Raw genomic sequence first — 23244 nt, forward strand, 5'->3', positions numbered from 1 at the left:
ACCTTACTTCACTCTCCTACCCGTTGCAAGACTACCAGATCGCCGGAAGAAAGGGAATGTCGAATAGCCAAAATAAGCGTCCTCCTTTTTCAAGTAGCAGTGGGCGCTGCCGCGGGTGCAGGGTTTAGGGACGGAGGAGCGGGGGATGTGGGCGGTGGCCGGTCAGTCCGTACTTTAGGGCCGTTATGCTGAATATCCGATTACTGTTCTTACTGCTGCTGTGCGGTCCCGTTTGCCCCTACTTCGCCGGCACCTGCGTCAGCGCCCAAACGCTTACCCTGCACGAACGGACCCTGGCTTCGCTGCCGGACTACGAGGCCTTCCTCTCCATCCCGAACGACGCCCGCAAGGAGGGACAATTGGAACCTAACCTGCAGTGGCTCGAACGGGAATTTAGTAAGCGGGGATTCAGCAGCAAGCGCCTCCCGAACGCCGGGCTCGACCTCGTGCTGTTCACCTTCCCTGCCACCGAGCCGGACGCCGAAACCGTCCTCTTTTACGGCCACGTCGACGGGCAAAGTGTGGACCCCGGCAAGTGGAAGTTGGCCCCACCCTTCCAACCCACTTACGGTACGATGGCCGTCAACGCCGCCGGCGAAGTGGAGTACACCGCCGCGGAACTTCCGGCGGACCCCACTGCTTCCGACGTCCGCCTCTTCGCCCGCTCGGCCAGCGACGCCAAGGCCCCGATCATGATGTTTTTGATCGCCTGGGACCACCTCGTCGCCAGCGGCAAACGACCGAACTACACGGTAAAATTTGTCGCCGACAGCATGGAAGAAGCCCAGGCGCCGGACCTCGAGGGGATGGTCCGGACCCACCGCAACAGCCTGGCGGCCGACCACCTGGTGATCCTCGACGGGCCCGTCCACGCCACCAACCAACCGACGCTGATGGGCGGCGCACGTGGTATCGCCACCGCCCGGCTGACGGTCTACGGGCCCCGGCTCGCCCTCCACAGTGGGCACTACGGAAACTACGCACCCAACCCCGCCCTCGGGCTGGCCCAACTTCTGGCCGGCATGAAGGATACCCACGGCCGCGTCATCATCCCCGGCTACTACGACGGGATTGAGATCGACGCTACCAGCCGCGCCATGATGGCCGCCGTGCCGGACGACACTACGCGGCTGCACCCTCAACTTGGCTTTACGGGTCACGATGCCATCGGTAACAACCTTCAGGAAGCCCTGCAGTACCCTAGCCTCAATATCCGCGGCATGCGGAGTGGCTGGGTGGGCGCCGCCGCCCGGACGATCATCCCCGCCACCGCCGTCGCCAACCTGGACCTGCGATTGGTCGCGGAAACGGAGGGTGACCGCCTACTGAAACTGCTGGAGCAATACATCCTGGACCAGGGCTACTTCCTCATCGAAGACGGCCGCGAACCGACCGACGCCGAACGCGCCGCTCACCCCCGCCTGGCTTCCTTTTCGGGGCGCACTTCCTACGCCGCCTTCCGCACGGACCTGAACGGGCCGACGGGTACCTGGCTCCAGTCCGCCCTCCGCCGGACTTTTGAGCGGGAGCCCATCTTAATTCGGACGATGGGTGGCTCCGTCCCCATCGCACCCTTCGTGACTACGCTGGATGTCCCCGCCGTCGTCCTCCCCCTCGTCAATCCGGACAACAACCAGCACGCGCCTAATGAGAATATCTTGCTGCGGAATTACTTTCGGGGGGTCGAGACCTTGTACGGAGTATTGGGGGAGAAGATGTAGGTCAGCCGTTAAAATACCCGTACAACTGGTACACGAACAACCCAATACCAGCAACGATCAGGTACCAGTTCATTGCCCGGTAAAAAGCTGCGTAACTCTTCAGCCGTTGCCACTGGGTAATGAGGAACACAATGGGAATCAAAGCCAGAACTTGCCCCAACTCAACCCCAACATTAAAACTGACGATCTTGGCCAGGAAGGAGCCGGCACCCAGGTCGAAGGACTGCAAACGTGTCGAAAGACCCAGCCCGTGGATGAGTCCAAAAACGAATACCATTGAGAGTAAGGGTGGAGATTTTACGTCCAATAACTTCGTGAAGCCCCCCAGGTTTTCAAAGCCTTTATAAAGTACGCTCAGCGCAATCACGGCGTCGATCAGGTGCTCGTCCACCCGTACTCCCAAGTACGTTGCCCCGATGAGGGTAATGCTGTGGCCCACCGTAAAAACGGTGATGAAACGGACAATATCCTTAAACCCCTTCAGGTAAAAGATCACCCCGGCAAGGAAAAGCAAGTGGTCATATCCCGTTAGCATGTGCTTAGCACCAACGTAGATGTAGGCCAATAGGCCACCTTCAGCGAGGGTAGCCTGGTCCGAATCACTGACGCCGTGGGCCAGGAGTAGAGTTGGCAGTAGCAACAGACAAAAGCCTGCCAGGCCGCGTAGCTTAATAGTTCTCACGGGCATTCGCTTTACCATTGAAGTAAAAGAAGAGCACCCCGACAAACACGAGACTGGCTATCCAGAAGACCCACCCGGGCAGGCCAGCCTCGTGGTCGTGGCCTTCACCCTGGTCGTGCGCGTGCTGGTGCCCGTGGTCGTGCGTGTGCTCGGCCTCGGTTCCGTGGCTATGGCCGTGGTCGGTGTGGGCCCCGTGCGCGTGGCCGTGGCCAAGCTCAAAAGTCAGCGTGGCCCAGTTGCTTTCGTGGGTCAGCCCTGGTTCATTGATGGGTACAAGGTTGATCGTTCGCAGGTACCAGACACCTTCGCTGGGGAGCTTAGCGGTGATCATGCCATTGGCGTCCGTCCGCATTTGCTCAATGCCTGCGTGGCTGTGGCCACCGTCTTCAGCGTGCTCATGCTCGTGGGCGTCGGTATGCGCGTGGCCGTGGGCGTGGTCATTACCTAGGTAGACGAGTTGATCTCCAAGTGGCGCCCCGTCAAATAGTAGCTGTACCTGCATTTCATCGCCGGGTTTCAGGGAATACGGATTTGATTGTGGTACGAATTCGATCGGGTAGCCGAGGGGGGTAGCCCAGTCGTCGGTTAATTTATCACCAACCTGAAAGATGGTTTTGACGTGCTTTGAGTAGCGTTCTACGGCGTCCGTATGGCGAGCGGGGTCGGCCTTGCGTTCAGCCAGGAGGTCAAGAATACCGTCGTGTTCGAGGTAGCCGTTGAAGGCCTCGGCGTCCATTTCGATGGAGCGAGCGCGGGTGGATACCCCGGCAACGTACGTACCCGGGGCACCGGTTTTAAAGGTGAGCACCGTCGCCATTCCTACTTCAGACCACTGGCTCGTGTCCACGGTCCGTCGCTTTCCGTTGCCCAGAATACTTACGTCCTGCATTCGGTCGCGGGTAATGACGTTCTCACTTTCTTCAAAAGTGCCGTTGAATAACTCCAGGGAAACCAATTTGTCCTGCGGCAAAAAGTAGGTATCCAGTTTTAGGAACATATCGTGGCTACTCAGGAGCAGCACGGCGGCAAACAAAGTAAGGAGGTGCTTCATCACGGGATGTATTTATGGCTAGCTAGGCACAACTTACGGATAGGTGGAGAACTAGCAACAATTATGCGCTGCCGCGGGTGCCAGGTAAGTAGGAAAGGCGGCGGATGGGTGGCGGGTACACACCGGTTGAAAGCTCAGGTCACGGCTGCTACCCTTGAAGTAGAGATTGTCCTCGGCAAAGTGGTAAAGACTAAGAGCGATAACTTATGAGAACCTTCAGGCACCTACCGCTGCTTCGCCACCCATTCCACGTGCCTGGCAATCCGCTCATCGGCGAGTAACAACTCCTTCGTATTGTACTCCCGCGCCAGCTCCTTCTCGTCCGGGATGAGCCGGTGGATGCCCTTGTGGCACTTCCGGCAGATGCTGATGCGGCGGTGCGTCATATCCTCCTTCGTGAACCGCTTTTGGAAGTACTTCTTACCGTGTACGGCGCGGGGGATGAGGTGGTGCTCAGTGAGGGGTTTGGTGCGGCCGCAGAGTTCGCAGGTGCCTTGGGGGCCGGTCATCCTTTCGGTGTAGTTTTTTCCTTTGCGGGGCATGGGGTGGGGATTGGGGTGCTTCTTTGGCTTGGCGTTTAATGTTCAGAGCATTCGCTTCGCTTGGCGTCTTTTTGCTTGCCGTTTGCTTTGCTTAGCATCTGTCTTGTTTGCCAATCGCTTCGCTTGGCATACTTTCTGCGAACGGCTGAAGCCGTTCGGGACTGGCGCCCTGCGGGCGGGTACGGCTGAAGCCGGACCCTACGGGTTGGGGCTGCGGCCAATAGCTATGATAGCTGAAGCTATCGCCAACAACAGGGCGCCAGCTAGCCACCAAACCCATCGTGATGCATGGCGGCGCAACGCAACCGGCCCGTCTTTTCCCTGGTGTACCAGCCCCGCCCAGTAGTAGGGGTGGCGTAACGTGGGGTCAGCGGTGTCCTCTAGGTAACGGAGTTGGGCCCTCCGAAGTGCGCGCGACCTCGCTTCACCGTCGGCCAATTCTTCGAGGGCGGTCGTAACGAGGTTGGCGTTTGCCTGGCCGTCAACCATCCAGAGGGTATTATAGGTGCTGGCGCAACCCGCGTAAGCAAAAGCATAAGCCAGGCTGAGCATTCCGTCGCCGGGGGCCGTTTCTCCCAGGCCACTCTCGCAGAGGCCGAGGATGCTGAGGTCGGCCACCAGCTCTTCATTGAAGATCTCCGCAAGGGTGAGTAGGTTATCCGTTTCGGCGCCATGGCTCAGTTCGATGCCGGAGCGTAAGGGGGCACCGGCGTCCATCCGCCCGTGGGTGGCAAAGAGGAGCAGGTTCGCCGTTGGGAACGTCTGCCTTACGGCGGGTTCCGTAGCGGCATCGCCCGTAAGAGTACGCCCGGCGTACTTGTTACCAATGGCTTCGGCCAGGTCCAGTGACCAAGGCTGGCTGCTGGGCTGGGCGGTAGAAGAAATCCCACCTGAACCCGTAAATCCGGGGGCGATGGTCACCAGCTCCCCCGCTTCGTTACCTACCCCGGCTCGTTGTGTTTCGTACAGCCAGAGTGAGTACGCGAAACTAACGCTGTGGTCCTTCAGCAAGTAGTCGGCCGCTTTGGGCTTGCTGCTCAAGGCGGCAAAGGGAACCAGCGAAAGTTGTCCGGCGGGTACCACCAGCACGTCTTCGCCAATTAGCCGTAAGAGTGGTTCCCAGACTAAGCGGTACAAATCGTGGCCCGCGGCCAGGTGGTCCTCCGTCAGGGTGGAAGACAAGGCCTGGCGGTAGTTACCCACTGCCTTATCCACTTCCCCTACCCCGCCGCAGTCGATGAGTGATAGCCGGTCATTTACGATCAGGGCGTAGTAACGGTCTTGGCCCCGGAGGTAAACGACGGTACTCTTCGCGGAATCCCCGGCATTGCTGTTTTGTCCAGCTTCCCCCCTTTCACCCGGCACCTGCGTCCGCGCCAGATAATCTTTGGCGGTCAACACTTCCGAACCGGTGGTAAGCTGATAATAGGCGGGATAATCAGTAGCGACGCGCGCCAAAAACTGGTCGTATTCACGGCGGACGTGAAAGAGTTCCTCGCGAAGACTATCCGCATCCGGGCCTCCATCCGCTACCGCGTAGTAAAGGTGCTCGATGGATTCCTGAAAGGCGGCGGACCGTTCGGGGATACTATCGGGGACGCCGGTGAAACGGGGGACCTGCGTACGCAAACGATCCCGCAAGCCGGCGCTCTTGCCGTATTCGGACAGCACGAATATCCGGTCGAGCAGCGTGGAATCTTCGGTGCGGGCAAACGCGCGGGCGTAAAAATCAAGGTGGCGGCGGCGACTTACCTCAACCTTGCGGCTGAGCACTCCCTTCGCCTGCGGGTCGTGGAACTGCCGCCGGGTCTGCTCGACGACCGCCGTAAAATCAGCTTCCAGGTTTCGGAATTCCGCCAGGTGTTGCGCCGTTGGGTCCGTCTCGTAAGCCGAATAGGCGGCTTCACAGAGTAGCTCCAGGGTGCCGATGGGTTCAACCCCAAGGCGGTATTCTCCCTCCGGGCGGACGATGTAGAGCGCCGCAGCTCGGGCCGCCGCAGCTTCGGGAAACCGACCCAGGCGCGCCAGCCGATCGGCGTGGGCGGCTTGGTACAAAGAATACTCCAGCGAGTTGGTTAGTTCCGCCCCGGTAAACGACTCGAGAGCCAACTCAATCTGTTCCAACGCCGCCGTGTTCTCGCCTAATTGGTCCAGGGTAGAGGAATAATTGTAGCGCGTCCTCGCTAGTACGAGCTCATTTTCCGCCGAATTTTGTTGGAGGATGGCGATGGCCGCCCGCTGGTAGTAAGCCGCTGAATCTAGGTTCCCGAGTTGCTTGTGGGCGATGCCCAGGCCATCCAGGAACCGCGCCCGCTGGTTACCGCCGCGGCCGACCTGCTTTTCGGTTAAGGTTAGCAAGCGGTGGAAGGCCGCCACGGCCGCAGCGTGCTCCCCGGCCAGACTCTGCAGCACGCTCTGAGCGTGGTAGGAATTAATGAGCGAGGGGTGTCCCGGACCGACGAGCCCCTCCCGAATGGTCAGCGCCCGGTCGACGTACTGGGCCGCGGCTCCAAAATCTCCGACCGCGTAGCGCGCAATCCCCAGATTGTAGAGGGAAACGGCGTGGTTTTCCGCCAGGCCGAGACGCTCGTACAAGGCGAGTGCCCGGCGGCGGTAATCCAGGGCCTCGACGTAGCGCTCCTGGTTATCCAGTGCATTGGCCAGATTATCGTAACCGTTGGCCGCGTACTCGGTGGTATCCCGATCGTTGCCGCTCAATAAACGTAGGCCCCGGCGGGCGGCGGCCTCAGCGGCTTGGGGCTGCTCCGCACGGATGTACACCACCGTAAGATCGTTCTGAAAATACGCGTAGGCTAAGCCCGTCGTATCGTAACCGGACCGCGCCAGATTGTGGGCTTGTTCGATGTAATAAACCGCTGAGTCGGGGATGAACATACGGTTGTAGGTCAGGGCCAACTCTTTAAAGGTCAGCAACCGCTCCTTTGGGTCCTCCTCCCCTTCCGTGGAGGCTGCCAGCAGTAGTAGATCGTCCAGCGCCGGGCGGTACTGACCGTCCAGACTGCGGGCGGCCGCGCGAATACGCCGGTAGCTCCGAGCCGTACCAACGGTAACGTTACTGGCCGCTAACAACGGATCGGCCAACCTGATCAGGCTGTCCGCGGCCTGGTGCCGGGCCAGATTAGCATTCATTTCGATCAATCCGGCGTAGGCCCGCAATTGCTGATCGGGTGAAGCTGCCGCCAGCGCCAGTTGATAATGGTAACGAGCGGAATCGACTTGTCCTAAATCGGCGTAACGCTCCGCCCGCGCTAGCAAGCTATCGGCGGATTGCGCGGAAGCTTCGCTTGGGGGAAGCAGTAGGAGCAGCGTAAACAAAAACAGGGTGTGGCGTACGAGAAGGGCGCCGGTAAACAAGCGAAGCTTCATGCTGGCTAATTTACCAACTCACGCATTAACTGCTCCGCCTGGCCCCGGAATTGGTGATCGGGCTGGGATACGATGGACTGGAGTTGCTCCATTCCCTCTTCCGTTCGCCCGGTTTTTAGTAGGGTCAGCGCCAGGAGGTAACCGGCCCGGTTCTGAAAGAGGGAAGCTGTATCGTCGGTTACGCGTTGGAGCTCACCGGAAGCGATCTCTAGGTCACCGGCGTAGTAGGCGCTGGCCCCCCGATAGTAAATCAGCGTATCGTTTGCCGTGAGGGTAAGCGCCGAAAAGACTGATTGGGCTTGGGCGTATTCGCCCCGCTTAAAGAGGGTCATGGCCTCACTGAAGGCGGGGTCGGCAGTGACGTCCATGACGACGGGCAGGCCGGGGTCCTGGTACTCATAGGCGGCGTATACCCCTGCGTCGGTGGGGCGAAAAAAGAAGTAAGCGGCCAGGCTGAGTAGCAGGATGCCCACAAGGAGCAAAGCAATTTGGAGCCCCCCCCCCGAACGGGCCGGTTGCTCAGTTGCTACAGGAGGGTCTTCAACTTTCCCGTGGCCACCCCGCTGCTCGTGGATTACCTCGAGTTGTTGCCGCAGTCCCGTGGCACCCACCGCCAACCTAAGGTTGCGTTGCTGCTCGATGCGCTCCCGCAGGGTAGCCTCTTCGGTGGCGTCCATGCCCTTGGCCAGGTCGGCGAAGCTTTTGCCGTCCACCCCGTCCAGGTAGTCCTCGATGTCGCTAAATTCCGGTTGGGTCATGATGGCTTGAGTTGGGCGCGGAGCCGCTGTACGCAACGGTACTTATTATTCTTTGCCGTTTGTTCGGTATAGGTCATCACTTCGGCGATTCGGCGGAGGGATAATTTTTCGAAGTAGAACAAGTGCAGTAGCCGCCGGCATTTTTCCCCGAGGTTGGCCAGGGCGGCTTCCAGTTCCGTGACGCGGGTGTAGAGTTCATCGTCCAGTTCTTCGGGGTACTGTTCAATTTGCGGGGGCAGATCCACGGTGGCCAACTTGCGGTTTTTTCGGGTCTGCGCCCGCCAGATGTTTTTGGCCACGGCTTGCAGGTAGGTCGAAAGCCGGCTATCCGCCCGGGGCTGTACTTTGCCCGTGCTGGCGTTGAGGTAGAGTACGACGATGCTTTCCTGGAAGACGTCAAAAGAGTCCTCCGCCGTGCCACCCAGCGCTTGGGTCTGCCGGTCGATTGGTGGGAACCAGTGTTCGTAGAGGTAGCCCAGCGTAGCCGGGTCGTGGTTGATGATGCCAGTGTGGATCTCCGCGTCGGTCATGTCCTGCGAGGTCGGAAAGTTGTGGCCACTAATATAATTGCAAATTTTCTCGCCGCTGGTGATGACAATTCCTATGTGGCCGACAGCAACAAGCACCTTCCACCACAAAATGCACGCGCCGTGAAAACACACTGTCTCTTTCTTCTCTTTCTTTTTACCTGTTCCCTGTACGCTCAGGAGCCCGCCAACGAGTACGCTCAGTGCGGCCCCATCCTCAACGGCACGGCCGGGGCGGCGGCTAATTTCGGCCAAACCCTGGCCATCTCCGGTAACGGGGAAGTATTGGCCGTCGGGGCACTCCGGGAGGGAGCCAACAACGGTGCCATCCACCTTTTTCGCCGCGACGGGGAAACTTACCGCCCGCTTGGTAATCCCATTACGACGATAGTTCCCAACGCACTCTTCGGCCGCTCGGTCGCCCTCAATGCGGATGGCACCCGGCTGGCTTTCGGCACTACTCAGCGGGGGCAGGGCGCGGGAAATACCCAACTGGGCTTCATCGTCTACACCTACGACGTGACGGAAACGGGCTACGGCAACCCCCGCTTCATTATTGGATCCCCCATGACCCGCCAGTTTGGGGCTGCCGTTGATCTTTCCAGCGATGGCAACCGCATTGTGATCGGTGACCCGGACGGGGGAGAGTTCGGCCGGGCCCACGTATACGATCTCAACATAACTGGTTGGGATGAGATAGATCAACTCACGGCCACTACCAACTCCGGTGCCTTTGGCGCGGCGGTGGCGATCAGTGGTGATGGCGAGCACCTGCTCATCGGGGCGGAGGCCGTTGGGTCCGACAATGATTTGGACGACGTTTATCAATACCAGTTGAATAGCACTTCCGAGACCTACGATCTCGTACGCACCTACGAAGGCCAGGTAGGGAGTAACAATTTCGGTAACGCCGTGGACATCGATGATGACGGAGACACCTTCATGATTGCCGATGACGATGCGGACGTAGGCGTCGATTTACCGGGGTACGTAGCGGTATACCGTTACCGGCCTGATGGGTCCACCCGTTTTTTTGCCAACGTCGTCACTCCCCCGACTACTAGCCGCTTCGGCCAGTTCGGCTCGGCGGCGGCACTGAGTGGGGACGGCAACACGCTCGTGGTTGGCGACTTCAATTATAGTGGCCCCGCCAATTCCGCAGGCCGCGTCTACGTCTACAACATTCCGGAAGATGGGCGGCTGACGCTGATTTCCAGTAACATCATCGGCGAGGCGGCCTTCACCTACACTGGTCGGGCGGTAGCGATTGCCGACGACGGTCTGCGGATTGCCGTCGGGAGCTCCCTGGCGAATGCGAATGATGGGTTTGCCCGCGTTTATTCTCCCCTGTGCTCACCGGTAGCGACGCGCGAGCCCTTACTGGACTTACCTAACCTGCGCTTGGTTACTGACGGTACTGGCCTTACGGTAGACTTCGGTCAGGCGCTCAACGGGGCTAGCATCGAGGCTACGTTGGTGTCTACTGATGGGCGGGTAATTGCGCAACGCATCCATCGGGGTGGGCGCGGGTTTACCTGGCCATTGCGGTTACCACGGGGACTTTACGTGCTTCGGTTGCGGAGTAAGGGGCGGTTTGTTGCGCGTAAGTTTGTTTGGTAGGGGCTGGCTACGCAAGCGCATTTGGGCGCTAACGCGGGTGGAGAGTAATGGGACTTGGGACTAGCCCTCTTGCAATAGGAACGGCTAAAGCCGTTCGGGACATGCGCCCTGCGGGCGGGTACGGCTAAAGCCGTACCCTACGGTACGTTGGCTAAAGCCAATAAAAAAAGGCAGGACCAGCTTAGCTGACCTGCCCGAACATTAACCAAAAACCCAGCAAAAGACTTGACCTTAGTTCTTGAGCAGTACTTCCACCAGGTGGAACACTCGCGATAGTCAGTCGCTCGAAGGGTAGATTGCTACAAAGAACAACTACCTCGGATTCCACCGGGATAAGTAATGTTCATTGTGGCAACATGAGTACGCCAGGTTAACGTGGCGAAGTTGTCATAGAATCACCGGCTTTCATCAAGCCGAATGAAAGTAAATCGCAGACCAAGCCGTAGGTGTTCGGACGGATGCGTCGTTTTTCTAAATTTTTTTTCGCCAAACATGGCTCCTTCCCTTTCGTTCCATTAGCGCACGCTATTTAATCAGCGCGCATTAACCAATTACAACCTAACATCAACATGGAACTGACCAAGACACAAAAGGAACTCAAAGCAGCCATCGTCCAACAACTACTTAAAATGAAGCAGGACTCCCTGGACAACATCATGCAAATGCAGAAGATGGATAACCAGGAAGCCAAGAAGGAGATGGAAGACGGCATGAATATGTTCGAAACCGGCAAGGTAGATCAGGCCCGCAACCGGGTGACCGCCCGCTCCGGCGTAGCGGATGCATTGGCCGAGGACATCCGCATCCTCAACGGTATCGATACTATTGAGCCTACCGAAGAGATTCAACTAGGGGACGTCATCCACACCGATCAGGGAAAATTCTTCGTCGCCTGCGCCAGCGATGCCTTTGAGATTGATGGGGAAACCTACCAGGGCATCTCCACCGATAGCCCCCTCTTCCGCGCCCTGCTCGGAAAGCACGATGGCGATACCGTCTCCATCAATGGTAATGAGTTCACCCTGAAGAAGTCCTTTTAGGCTACCAACCGCTTTGCAGTTAGCTACGCTAGCTCGTCACGATCAACTGGCCCGGGCCGGATCAACAAGGAATCTCGGAGTAAAACCCTTCACATCGGTTTTCGGCGCGGTTGCTGCTTGGTCCGGCCCTTGCTAATGGGTAGATAAAGTGAGTAGTTCCTTAGAATGAGCAGCCGCCAAAATGAAAAAACCCCGTAATGGTAATTCCATTACGGGGCGACATCATAATCTCACGAAAATACTTGATAAATCTCAGCGCTGGTGCACTCGCTCGGGGCCTTTCCCAAAACCCTGGAGCCAGTAACTATTACCAGCTATATTGCTTATGGTTACAATATGAGGGTAAGATAATTAGCACCACAGTAAATAAAAGAGAGTTTGTGAAAGATTAAATCGCCTTAACCTCGTATACACTAGCGTTCACAATAGACTCAACGATAAAAAAGTGAAAATTTATTGCTGCTTTGAACACCAATTAACTGCAAAATGACCCTCAAAAAAGCACAGGAAACGGTTGACGAATGGATCAACACAGTTGGCATACGGTACTACTCGGAGCTTACGAACACCGCCATCTTAATGGAAGAAACCGGGGAGGTAGCCCGCCTCATGGCCAGGATCTACGGGGAGCAGTCTTTCAAAAATCCCGTTGACGCCGAGAACGCCCCCGCACAGTTAGCCGACGAAATGGCCGACGTGCTCTTCGTCCTGATCTGCCTCGCTAACCAGACGGGTATCGACCTCACGGAAGCACTCACCAAAAACTTGGCCAAGAAAACCATTCGGGATGCGGACCGGCACCGCAACAACGAAAAACTACGGGATTAAAACCTTGCCCACGCAGGGTCAAATCATTCAGCTCATTCTCCGTATTGAACTATCCTGTCGATTTACCGAGGGAAGAAGCCAATCTTTCTACTGTACACACGGCCACCGGTCTCTAAGCTAACGATGTAGATCCCAGCCGCCCAGTTCGCAGCCCCTACGGGTAGTCTGCGGGTATTAGTTCCACCGGGGGAACGGCCCTGGTACAGCGTAGCAACCCGCCGGCCCGCCATATCGGAGAGCGAGATCTGCGTAGCGGCTTCACCGGCCATCTCGTATTCCACGACGATGTCTCCACCGGAACGATAGGCAGCCAGCTTCAACCGCTCGGGACTATCCGCATCGGCGCGGGTACTGACGATGCCCTGGCACTCGAGCCCGAGCGTATCGACGTTCCCGTAGTCCGCACCCATCATGTCGGTGACGACGTCTGAGGGAATGCACAACCAGTCCCGGAAAACCGTCGCGTAGATGTTGCGGAAGTCGACCTCGTAGATCATGTTACCATCCTGGTCCGTTTGGGTAAGGTTGGGCAGTCCGCCACTGACACCATTCCCGTTAAGTCCTTTACCGAACAACATGAGGGGAGCAGCGGCACCGTGGTCGGTACCGAGCGAACCGTTTTCCTGGATGCGGCGACCGAATTCGCTGAAGGTCATCGCCAGCACGCGGTCTTCCATTTCACCGTCGCGCATGTCCTTAAAGAAAGCGGTGGTGTTGCGGGCAATGCTATCCAGCAAGGTAGCGTGGGCGTCCGCCTGCTCCGCGTGCGTATCGAACCCATCAATTTCTACCACGAATAGCTTGGTCTTCAGACCACCCCGTAGCATCCGTGCGACGAGGGCTAACTGGTCACCCAAACGGTCGTTGACGTAATTAGCCGTATTGCGGCCCATTTCAAATGTATCGGCGAGGATACCAGCGTAGCGGAAGGTGGTATTTGCTACCGTCCGTACGTAACCCAGTTGCTCGCCGTAGGAGCAGTCAGGGAGATCCAGTACGTCGTGCAACTGCCCGGTACTTACGATATTGTACAGCGCGGTGGGGTTCTCCGTGGAGATAGCGTAGTTGAAGTTGTCCTCATTATTAAAGATGAGGTTGCCGGAGCCACCAATCTGAATGGCGGGGGGCGTTTCCGGCGGGCTCGTCAAAAAGTCCGGAAGTTGCCCCTGCAGGTAACGGCCGAGCACACCACTACTGATGACCTCGTCTGAATCCGAAGTCGTCGCCCAAATGTCTGAAGACCGGAAGTGGCTCAGGTTTTGCGTTGGGTAACCTACGTTTTGGATAACACGCATCTGCCCTTCATTCCACAAGGATTGAAGCGGGCGCAGTGATGGGTGCCCTTGCAACGTCGGGGCAAAGTTCACCGTTTCACTTTGTGGGATGGCCAGGCGCGGCCGTGCCGTCTGGTAAGTTCCGTAATCGTGGACGGGGATGAACGTATTCAACCCATCGTTCCCACCCTTTAGGCGAATAAGGACGAGGATGCGTTCATCATCACCTTCCACCAAAGCTTGGGTCAGCGAAGAGGGGGAAAAGCTATTGACGGGAAGCCGATTCAGCAGAAAACCGGATGCCCCGGCAACGCCCAACCCCTTCAGGAAGGAACGCCGGCTGTGGTCCGCAGTATGCAGTTGGCCGTCGGCGAGGCTCTCACCCCGGCGGCGCGCTTGCTTATTGTTCGTTTCGTTATTCCGCATGGTGGGAATGATTTTTGTAGACTGACCAAAAAGCCCGGCTAGTCAGAGAAGTAATGGGATCAGGTAAGTTGGAATTCTGGCATCCGCCCGATGTGGCGCATCAGCAGTACGAATTGCCAGTTGGAGGTAGGATAATCCAGACTCCAGACGCCGTTCGAGTAGTAGTTTTCGGGGACCTCCCACTTAAAGGCATCCACGGCGTTCTCGTAGGCCGCTTCGGTGAGCAGGCCCCTCGGAATGAAGTAGTCCACCATTGCGCGGGCGATCTCATCGGCGGAGTCGCTGTTGTTGGTCAGTTCGCGGGCAAACTCTACGTAGATATTGTTCTGCTCGTTGTACTGCGCCCAGGCGAAGCCATCCATGACTTCCCAACGTAAGGCGAGGCGGTTGGAATCGATCCAGGCGCGGTCTCCCTGCCAGCCGGCAACGTCGGGCGGCTCGCCGAGGTACTGCCCCATATTGGCCATGGCGAAGAAGCCCCAGTCGTAGTAATTACCAAAGTCACCCAGATTGCCCTCCCGGGCCCAGGTCGTGATCAGGTCCATTGGGGACTTAATGAGCGCACCAACGTGAGCCTCATCGTAGAAGTGCGCGCTTTTCCACAGTTGGCGTAGCACCGGCGCAATTTGGAAGTCGTTGTACTGAAAGGTCTGTGCCATTCCCGCCACGGTAGCTTCGTCAATACTCGCGTTGACGTAGTAGCGGTACAGTTTTTCCGCAATGAAGCGGGCGATCTGTGGCGCCCGCTCTTCAAAAAGGATTTTGATGAGGGAACGGTAGTTCCAGGTACCCGTCCGGCCAAACACCGTCTTGTTGCCGGGGTCGTAGCCCCAACTCGCCCACTCTACGGGGCCGCAGTAACTCGTCCAGCCGTTCCAGCCGGTCAGGGCGCGGCTCGCTTCAACGATGTCCTGCTGGGTGTAGCCATTATTTTCACCGAGAGTGAACAGTTCAAAAAGCTCCCGGGCGTAATTCTCGTTGGGATTTTGGCGGGTATTTTGGAAGCCGTTGAGGAAGGCCAACATCGCCGGGTTGCGGCCCACGTCTCCCACGAATCGTTCGAAATCACCGAAAGCGTGGGTGGCGATCAGGTCCGTATACTGGTAGTAGTAACTCGGGCAACTGTGGCTTTCGTAGGTCGTCACGAAGTGGTTCTGCCAGAAGAGTTCCAGCTTCTCCCGTACCCCATTGTTGAGCGCCTCGCGCATGAAGCCCTGCGACCATTCGCGGTACAAATCAAAGGGTGCGATCTGGCGGGCGATCAGTGCGTCGTAATCCCAGAACGCCCACTCCGGTTGTTCCCGTTTGGGCTGGTTGATGGCCTCGTCGAGGAGTCGGTCCACGGTAGCTTCCATACCCTCCATCAGCGCGAGGTTGATCTGCTCGGGGGTAGCGCCGTAGCCCGCCCGGCGGAAGAGGTGCATGATTCGGTCGCGGTTCCAGGGGGCGTCATCCGTTGCCTGAAAGACCTCCAGGCCGGTAGTCGCGCAATTTGCAATCGTCATAGTATGAGTATAGGGTCTTTAAATATACGGGGTTTCCCAATTACCCACCCGGTGAACGCAACGTCTTAACGTATTGTAACAGTCGTGAAACGATCCCCACGGTATGAATTGTCGCCTAGCCAAGTACTTGAGGCGCAGCCAACATTAGAACTGATTACCAACCCCCTCCGGCGCCTCCACCGCCAAAGTCGCCTCCGCCAAAGCCGCCGAATCCACCACCGCCGCCGCCAAAGCCGCCACCGCCGCCGAAGCCACCGCCACCACCGAAACCGCCGGGCATGATGATCCAACCACCACCCCGCCGGCGCCGTCTGCGCACTTTCCGGTGGGGGTCGTCCATATCGTAGGGCCCACCCCGCCAGTAGCCACCGTCGTCGTCATCATCATCGTGGCGGTTATTGAAACGGCTGATGAGGATGAAGACCACGAAGATCATGATGAAGATCACGATCGGAGGTATGCCTTCACTATCCCCCCGCGCGGGCAGGTCGTCCGCACTGTATTCTCCTTTACCTAGGGACATGATGGCGCCCGTCGCCTCATCAACCCCCCGGTAGATCTGCCCCTGCCGGAAGGCGGGCGTCATGATCTGATCGATGATCCGTTTGGCGATGGCATCCGGTAGGAAGCCCTCAGCGCCGTAACCCGTCTGAATCTGAATACGCCGGTCATCCCGGGCGATGTACACGAGTACGCCATTGTCATTTTGGTCCGACCCACCAATTTGCCAGCCCTGGGCAATGGCCAGGCTACGGTCAAAGGCCGTATTCCCGTTGAGGGAAGCTTCCGTTACCACCGCAATCTGCGTGGAAGTCTCCTTGGCGTAGGCGTTCAACTTTTGCGTCAGCCGCTGCTCTTCGCTGGCGGAAAGCATCCCACCGTAATCGCTGACCAATTGGTTAGGATTACGCGGTATCGCCTCCTGGGCCATCACTCCTAAACCCGTGCAGACCAATACCAGGATTGCCATCCAGTGGAAAGCAAATCTGGCCGTCAGCGAATAAGGGGAATTAGGTAGGTACAAGAGTTCCTGTTTTAAATATTGATTGTAGAAAAGCCCGCAGCTTTAGCGAGGACTACACCTTGCCGCCGGGCCGGCTACCTGGGCCGCCGTAACTCACGTCGTCCGGCAACTCGTTCAAGTCATCTTCCTGGTAGGGGAAGAACTTCTTCAGTTTAGCACCGATCTGTTCGATCGTCAGGCAAATACCCGCCACGAACTCTCCACGCTTGAAGTGGCGCTGCATCAGATCCCGTTCGGATTCCCAGAAGTCCTGGGAAACCACCCGGTTGATGCCTTCGTCGCCAATTATGGCAAACTCACGTCGGTCTACTTCCAGTAGGATCAGAACGCCGTTGCGGTCCGCTGTTTTGTGCATGCCCAACTCCTTAAACACCCGGGCGGCCACGTTGAGGGCACTGGCGCGTTCGCCAACCTCCACGTGCACCCGGATCTCTCCAGAGGTGTTCAATTCCGCGGCCTGAATAGCAGCGACGATCTCGGTCTCCTCCTCGGAGCTGAAAAAGCGAACCACCGCTTAGAATTCAACCGTTGGCGCCTGGTCGGAGCCCGTTTGGGCCTGGAACTGAGGTTTTTCTTCGAAGCCAAATACGCTGGCAAACACTGTCCCGGGGAAGCGGCGGACTTTCTTATTGAACTCCGTAGCCTGCGCGTTAAAACGGTCACGCGCAACGGCTACGCGGTTCTCCGTGCCTTCCAACTGCGCCTGCAGCTCCTGGAACTGGGCGTTAGATTTCAGGTTGGGGTAATTCTCCGCCGTAGCGAGCAAACGGCCGAGGCCCTGGCTCAACTGACCCTGCGCGGCCTGGTACTGCTCCAGTTTCTCCGGTGTAAGGTCATTAGCGTTGATGTTGATGCTCGTGGCGCGGGCCCGGGCGTTCGTTACGGCTTCCAGCGTTCCGCGCTCAAAGTCAGCGGCTCCCTTTACGGTGTTGACCAGGTTCGGGATCAAGTCCGCGCGCCGCTGGTACTGGGTTTGTACGTCAGACCAGGATTTCTCCATGTTCTCCTCCGCGTCCACGAATCCGTTGTACTGGCCGCAACCGGCGATGAGCAGGACGGCAAGGATAGCGACGACAATGCCGAGTGTTCCGAATGATTTCATGTGGTATTTTACTTATTGTATTGGAAAAAGTCCGCTAACAAAACGTCGGCGGCGGACGAAAAGGTAACACGTTCGTCGAATATACGCTGCAATCCGTCGGTGCCTTTCACCTTCTCCTGCAGATACGCATCGACTTTACTACGCACCGCATGGTATAAGCGTTCTTTGAGCCAGGTCATTTTTTGTTCTTTTCGGCGCTGCCGCAGGTGCTGGGTTAGGACGAGATGGCCCCGAAAATCTCCCAACCGGCTGCGCAGTTCAGACAGCCCCTCCGGTTGAAGGGCACTGATGGTGGATACTTCCACCGTCCAACCATCCGGGCGGGGAGGCGCCAGGTGTAAACCCTGCCGTAACTGACGGGCGGTCTCCTCCGCTGCGGTAGGAAACAGGTCCTTTTTGTTGACGGCGACGTGGTCCGCCAGTTCCAGGATTCCCCGTTTGATACTCTGTAAGCCATCCCCGGCCGCCGGTTGGGCCAGGAGGAGAAAGGCATCCGTCATCCCGTGGACGCGCCACTCGGCCTGCCCCACCCCAACGGTTTCTACCATGACGTAATCGTAACCGGCAGCTTCACACAACAGGATGGCCGCGCGGGTAGCTACCCCTACCCCACCTTGAGATCCAGCGTTGGGGCTCGGGCGGATAAAGGCCCGCGCGTCCTGCGAAAGCGTTTCCATCCTTGTTTTATCACCCAGGATGCTCCCCCCGCTCAGGGAACTAGAAGGGTCCACGGCCAGCACAGCCAGGCGGTGGCCCGCTTCGATGAGCTCCAACCCAAATTGCTCCACGAAGGTGGATTTGCCCACCCCCGGCGTTCCGCTTACGCCCAACCGAAAGGTTTCACGATCATCCTCACCGGCCATGGCCAGGTCGATGAGTTCATCGGCGATCTGTTGATCCTCTTCGCGGGTGGATTCCAGCAGTGTGATGGCACGTGCGAGGGCGCGGCGGCCATTCTTACCCGTCAGTTCCGCAAACATCGCTGCGGCCGATACCTGAGGTCGGTCCGCATTAAAGTTCAGATTTCGGTTGATGGACGATGGCATGGGTGCTGCTTTACTTCGCAGGTAACGAAGGGCTTGCAATGTACCAGACTTAAGGCTGAACGGTCCCTAAATGTTAGGATAAGTTCGGATTCACCGACCCGAAAAATGGGTTAGATCGATGGTTAATTACCCGGGAGCTCATTATCCCAACCAGTCCAGGTCCCCCGCTACGCGGTCGGGGTGTTGGCCGTCTCCGTGGTCCTTGGCGAAAGACCAGTCGTATCCATCCAACTTGCTCACGGCGGCTACCAAAAGATCAATCGTGGCTGCCACGTCTCCCTGGTGGACGACCTCCGTACTCTGATGCATGTTCCGCAACGGAATTGACAATGCACCCGCGACAGCGCCCTTGGTGCCGTAACGTTGGACGGCGGCCGTGTCGGTACCACCCGCGGGTAGCAGCTCCAACTGGTACTTGATTTCCTCCGATTTGGCCAGTTCCTTCAGGTAGTTGACCATCCGGTAGTCGCTGATGACGGAGCCGTCCAGCACCTTGATGGCCGTGCCCTCGCCGAGGTTGGAAACGGCCTCCTGGGGCGTAGAGCCGGGTACGTCGTAGGCGATGGTGACGTCCAGGCCAAAACCAAAATCGGGGTCGATGTGGCTGGCGCTACCCATGGCGCCGCGCAGGCCCACTTCCTCCTGCACCGTGAATACCGCGTAGAGGTCGTAGGGTAAATCCTGCCCCTGAAGCCGGCGCAGGGTTTCGATAAGGATGAAAACCGATATCCGGTTATCGAGCGATTTGCTGGTCACGCAGTCGCCCAGCTCCACCATATCCCGTTCGCGGGTAATGGGGTCGCCCACTGAGATCAGCTTATCAACCTCCTCCTTGGGCAGGCCCGTATCGATGAAGTATTCGTTGAGGGGTACGACCTTGGCCCGTTCCTCCGCCTTCATGATGTGGATCGGCTTGGAGCCCATCACGCCCAACACGTCGCGGCGCCCGTGAATGAGTACTCGCTGAGCCGTAAGCGTCTTGGGGTCAAAACCACCCAGCGGAAGAAAGCGGACGAAACCCTTTTCGTCGACGTGGTTGACGATGAAGCCAATCTCATCCATGTGGGCCGCCACCATGACGCGCTTGTTTCCTTTGCCGCGGCGAATGGCAATGAGGTTACCCATGTTGTCAATCTGAACCTCATCGGCCAGCCCCTTCACCTCTTCGTGAATGAGGTTGCGGATACGGCGCTCGTAACCGGAAACACCGGGGGCGGCGCAGATGGATTTAAGCAAGGACAGATTCAGAGCCATAGTGGGGTACTGTTAACGGAGAAAGGCGCAAATGTAAGCAGTGAGCCGGGATAGCTTCGTAGCTTATTCTGCGCTCTGGTAGTGATTGGTTGTAGCCTCTGCCCCAACAAAAGGAGGGGTTGGCAACCCGTAAGTTACCAACCCCTCCTGACTCGTTCAGTTCGGAATGCCCGCTATTGAATGACGATTCGCTGAACCTCGCCCAGTGCGGTAACACCCGCAAGTAATTTGATGGCGTATACGCCCGGAGCAAGGTTAAGATCGCGGTAATCCAGTTTGAATTGGTGCTCGCTGGCCTGCCCCAAACGGATCGCCCGTTGGTTCAACTGCCGCCCCGTCAAGTCGTAAAGGCCAATGGTCAGGGCTTCCCCCCGCGCCTGAAAGCCGAGGTTGAGTTGTAGCAGTCCGTTACTTGGGTTGGGGCTCACCTGAATGTCAGCCGCAATCCGGCTTTCGGGGGTGAAGAGGCTGGTAGCATCTGCATTGCCAAAGCAGAAACGGTCAAACTTCAACCAGTTGTTGTTGGCCTCAACGGTCACGGTGTGTACCCCTTCGGAAAGGCCGTCCACCCTGGCGACGATCTCTCCCCAGTAAGTATCGTCGAAGAGCGCGGAAATAGTGCCTTCGTCGAGATCGGTAATGACCTCTTCGCCGTCTAGCGTAACGATGTACTTATCGGCCAGGTTACGGTCCGTTCCGGAAGCTTCCCCGACCCGGAGGCGGAAACGCATCTCGTGCATACCATCGTCCGCTACGGAAAATGGGAAACTCACCTTATCGCCGACGTCAAACATGTTGATGTAGCGATCACCGCTGGCGTTGGCGGTGAAGCCGTCACCCCGGATCTCACCGTTACCCCCAACGTCGGCCAGGATGGTAAAGGCATTTTCGATCTCAATGCAGTCAAAGGAAATCTCTCCGGAGCCACCACCCGTATCTGGTTTGGGGACGGAGTTAGCGTCGCGCCAACAAACCCGGTCGAGCTTGAGGTAGTCTTGCTTGGCGGTGACGGTTACCTCGTGGTCGGCCGCCGTCAGGGCGACATCCACCAGGACGATCTCCCCCCAGTAGGTATCGCCGGCCAGCGGAGATATACTCGTGGAATCCAGGACGTACTCTACTTCGTTGCCATCCAGGCTTACGGTGTACGCATCGGCCAAATTAGTCGCGTTGCCGGCGGCTTCCCCTACGCGGACGCGGACAGCCAGGTCAAACTTCCCGCCACGGCTGATGGTGAAGGGGTAGCTGGCCGCGTCGCCCGCGTCGAAGAGTTTAACGGAGGCTCCGTTCGTGGAGCCGGGGCTGTTGCTATCCATTTCTACGGTACCGTTGCCGCCAACGTCGTTACCGACAGTGAAGCCAAGTTCTGCCTCACCGCAATCCTTAATGGGGTCAATTCCGCCGGTGCCCGTTTCCCCTTCCGCGGCGTTGCCGGCAATGAAGTAGGAGAGCGCTTTGATGTAGGCCGCCTGGTAGTAAATAGCTGGCTCGTTGTAGGCCCAAGGGCCGTTCTGCCAGAAGTTATCCACGCTAAAGGCTTTCTGATCTGGCTGCTGCCCCGCCGTTGCCGGGAAGGAGTGGGTACCCAGCTTGATGGGCATACTACCCTGACCCTGCGGGTTCGGTCCACCGGAGATGAAGCCAGGAGCCGGACCGACGTTGGTTCCGTCAATGTTATCAAACTTCGTATCGAGGGAGAACCAGCTGTGCCACATTTCATCGGCGCAGAGGTCGCCACCGTACTGGTACATATTGGAGAGCATGCAAATGCCGGAGGGGTTCGTACCGTGCAGGTAGTTGATGATGGATTGCCCACGCTCAGTGTAAGCAGCGCTATTCTCCGGGCGGATGCCATAAACGTGCAGGTCCATGATGTCTCCCACCTGCCGGCTGATGAGGCTGTTAGAGCCCCAGTTAAAATAGATGGGCTTGGCCCGGTACAGGTTATCCTGTTCGGCCACGACGTAGTTGGACCCCGTACTCTTGGGGGCGGAAGACTTCATGTCCAGGATGCCCTGTTTGGTGGTGGGGTCGGCTTCGGGATTCTGCGTGTAATAGAGCAGTGCCTCTCCCTGGTGAGCGCGGTACACGCCCCAATCTTCTGCCTTCCACGGCCGGGCTTGGCGGTAGTTGGCGGCGATGAAGTCCTTGTACTTCTGCTCGCCGGTCAGTTCAAACAGGTAGACGGCGGCGGCGGCGGCCAGGGCCCGGTGCTCGGTGGCGTACTGGTTGCCCGGCCCATCGGCGTCTCCTGCTTCGATGCGCCCGTCGTCACAGAGTTCCGCTTTATTGGGGGCGGCCTCGTAGTAGGCGAAGGCTTTGGCGGCGCGGTCCGTTAGTTCGGCTATTTCTTCCGGCCAGACGTTGGCTCGTTTGTAGGAAACCGCGGCGTGGGCCATCATCCCCGCACCCGTAATGGTGGAGCTCACGCAAACGCCGTTGTAGTAGCGCAAACGCGTATCCGTACTCGGGGGGCTGATGTAGCTTACGTCGTTCAGGATGCCCATCTTTTGGATGATGCCCGCCGTTGGTCGGTTGGGGTCGTACAGCTGCATCTTCTTGATCCAGTCGATCTCGAATTTAACCTCGTCCAGTAGGTCGGGTGTGTCGTTACCGGACTCGGGGATGTTGAGGTCAAAGTCGTTCCAGAAATCCGGAGCGTTGTCGTAGGTGGTCAGCAATGCGTGGACTGCATCTACGGCGAAGGTGACGTATTTGTTGGGATCTCCCGCGTCGAACCAGCCACCACTCAGGTCGCGGGTAACGCTGGGGTTGTCCAGTTCCCGGACGGCCGTTTCCTGGTTAGGGCGGCCGTACCATTCGGTATCCGTCCAGGGCTCTCCGCTACCGTACTGGGCTAACTTGTCCTGGTTGATCCGCTGGTAGTAGAACATGTTGATGGCGGCGCGCATCACTTCGTTGTATACGTCGTCGGCAATGCGGAATTCGTAACTCTCGGCCGTTGACCCGTCGTTCTTCTGGACGCGGATGCGGTATGCGCCCTCCGTATCAAACTCGGTAAAATCGAACCAGGCGCCTTTGTCTCCACTCAAATCGTCCTTACCTCCACCGTTCCAAAGTTGGGGGTAGGCGGAGAAAACGACGGCATTAGTAGTCGCGTCGATCAGATCGACGGTCGCCCCCTGGTTGAGGTCAATTCCTTCGCCAGCGTTATAGCCATCGACGGCCTTGGCGATGACGGCTACCTTGGTAGCGTTCGGTAGGTAGCCGAATTGATCGATCCGGATGAAGTTGCGGTCTTCCAGTACCTCCTGCGCATAAATGGTTCCACCAAGGAAGATGGAAAGAAGCAGGAAAAAAGAGAGACGTAGAATAGATTGGTGGTGTTGGTGTTGCATGAATCGATTGGATTATGAAAAAAGCAGGTGTCCTTCCAAGAGGAGGTTGAATGGGCTGCTCAAGGTACCGTAAGCGGCTGCGAACACCTTACCCGGGC

18 protein-coding genes are annotated in these 23244 nt (G+C 57.9%); 4 read left to right on the forward strand and 14 right to left on the reverse strand.

Features of this window, described 5'->3' with window-relative positions; genetic code table 11:
• Positions 1-185: 185 nt before the first annotated feature.
• On the forward strand, positions 186-1721 hold the full coding sequence (locus tag A3850_RS04445; protein ID WP_068214609.1) for a M20/M25/M40 family metallo-hydrolase: 1536 nt from the start codon (positions 186-188) through the stop codon (positions 1719-1721).
• Position 1722: 1 nt separating this feature from the next.
• On the opposite strand, the gene A3850_RS04450 is transcribed toward A3850_RS04445, so the two are convergent.
• From A3850_RS04450 to A3850_RS04475, 6 genes are all read right to left on the reverse strand, one after another.
• Positions 1723-2409 (reverse strand): HupE/UreJ family protein, encoded by a 687-nt coding sequence (locus A3850_RS04450; RefSeq protein ID WP_068214610.1) that lies wholly within the window; start codon positions 2407-2409, stop codon positions 1723-1725.
• A complete protein-coding gene (locus tag A3850_RS04455) occupies positions 2390-3454 on the reverse strand; it encodes a DUF4198 domain-containing protein (RefSeq protein ID WP_082921617.1) in 1065 nt (354 codons plus the stop codon). The genes A3850_RS04450 and A3850_RS04455 overlap by 20 nt, the downstream gene beginning before the upstream one ends.
• 224 nt (positions 3455-3678) lie before the next feature.
• Complete coding sequence (locus tag A3850_RS04460) at positions 3679-3996, reverse strand: hypothetical protein (RefSeq protein ID WP_197493984.1); 318 nt, start codon at positions 3994-3996, stop codon at positions 3679-3681.
• 198 nt (positions 3997-4194) lie between these two features.
• The gene (locus A3850_RS04465) at positions 4195-7383 is read right to left on the reverse strand and encodes a CHAT domain-containing tetratricopeptide repeat protein (protein ID WP_068214614.1); all 3189 of its coding nucleotides are present in this window, start codon (positions 7381-7383) and stop codon (positions 4195-4197) included.
• A 5-nt stretch (positions 7384-7388) separates the two neighbouring features.
• Entirely contained in the window at positions 7389-8141 is a 753-nt protein-coding gene (locus tag A3850_RS04470; RefSeq protein ID WP_068214618.1) for a tol-pal system YbgF family protein, read from the reverse strand.
• The gene (locus A3850_RS04475; RefSeq protein WP_068214620.1) at positions 8138-8671 is read right to left on the reverse strand and encodes an RNA polymerase sigma factor; all 534 of its coding nucleotides are present in this window, start codon (positions 8669-8671) and stop codon (positions 8138-8140) included. The genes A3850_RS04470 and A3850_RS04475 overlap by 4 nt, the downstream gene beginning before the upstream one ends.
• Positions 8672-8791: 120 nt before the next feature.
• Here A3850_RS04475 and A3850_RS04480 point away from each other — a divergent pair, with 120 nt between their 5' ends.
• The 3 genes from A3850_RS04480 to A3850_RS04490 all read left to right on the forward strand — a co-directional run bounded on the left by A3850_RS04480 (position 8792) and on the right by A3850_RS04490 (position 12156).
• Positions 8792-10288, forward strand: a complete 1497-nt coding sequence (locus A3850_RS04480) for a WD40 repeat domain-containing protein (protein ID WP_157500887.1) — start codon at positions 8792-8794, stop codon at positions 10286-10288.
• A 569-nt stretch (positions 10289-10857) separates the two neighbouring features.
• Complete coding sequence (locus tag A3850_RS04485; protein WP_068214625.1) at positions 10858-11328, forward strand: hypothetical protein; 471 nt, start codon at positions 10858-10860, stop codon at positions 11326-11328.
• Between the two features lie 486 nt (positions 11329-11814).
• The gene (locus tag A3850_RS04490; RefSeq protein ID WP_068214627.1) at positions 11815-12156 is read left to right on the forward strand and encodes a nucleotide pyrophosphohydrolase; all 342 of its coding nucleotides are present in this window, start codon (positions 11815-11817) and stop codon (positions 12154-12156) included.
• 62 nt (positions 12157-12218) lie between these two features.
• Here the strand turns inward: A3850_RS04490 and A3850_RS04495 are convergent, their stop codons facing one another.
• The 8 genes from A3850_RS04495 to A3850_RS04530 form a co-directional block, all read right to left on the reverse strand.
• Entirely contained in the window at positions 12219-13856 is a 1638-nt protein-coding gene (locus A3850_RS04495; RefSeq protein ID WP_068214629.1) for a DUF1501 domain-containing protein, read from the reverse strand.
• Positions 13857-13915: 59 nt separating this feature from the next.
• Entirely contained in the window at positions 13916-15361 is a 1446-nt protein-coding gene (locus A3850_RS04500; RefSeq protein ID WP_068214630.1) for a DUF1800 family protein, read from the reverse strand.
• 154 nt (positions 15362-15515) lie between these two features.
• Entirely contained in the window at positions 15516-16331 is an 816-nt protein-coding gene (locus A3850_RS04505; protein WP_082921618.1) for a YgcG family protein, read from the reverse strand.
• 106 nt (positions 16332-16437) lie between these two features.
• A complete protein-coding gene (locus tag A3850_RS04510; protein ID WP_068214632.1) occupies positions 16438-16896 on the reverse strand; it encodes a TPM domain-containing protein in 459 nt (152 codons plus the stop codon).
• Between the two features lie 3 nt (positions 16897-16899).
• Entirely contained in the window at positions 16900-17487 is a 588-nt protein-coding gene (locus A3850_RS04515; RefSeq protein ID WP_068214634.1) for a LemA family protein, read from the reverse strand.
• Between the two features lie 8 nt (positions 17488-17495).
• Positions 17496-18533 (reverse strand): methylmalonyl Co-A mutase-associated GTPase MeaB, encoded by a 1038-nt coding sequence (gene meaB / locus A3850_RS04520; RefSeq protein ID WP_068214636.1) that lies wholly within the window; start codon positions 18531-18533, stop codon positions 17496-17498.
• Between the two features lie 141 nt (positions 18534-18674).
• Positions 18675-19787 (reverse strand): M42 family metallopeptidase, encoded by a 1113-nt coding sequence (locus A3850_RS04525; RefSeq protein WP_068214637.1) that lies wholly within the window; start codon positions 19785-19787, stop codon positions 18675-18677.
• 173 nt (positions 19788-19960) lie between these two features.
• Positions 19961-23146 carry a glycoside hydrolase family 9 protein gene (locus A3850_RS04530; protein ID WP_068214638.1) on the reverse strand — a complete coding sequence of 1062 codons (3186 nt, stop codon included), beginning with the start codon at positions 23144-23146 and terminating at the stop codon, positions 19961-19963.
• Positions 23147-23244 lie beyond the last annotated feature (98 nt).

It is taken from the genome of Lewinella sp. 4G2, from assembly GCF_001625015.1.
Taxonomy (GTDB): Bacteria; Bacteroidota; Bacteroidia; order Chitinophagales; family Saprospiraceae; genus Neolewinella.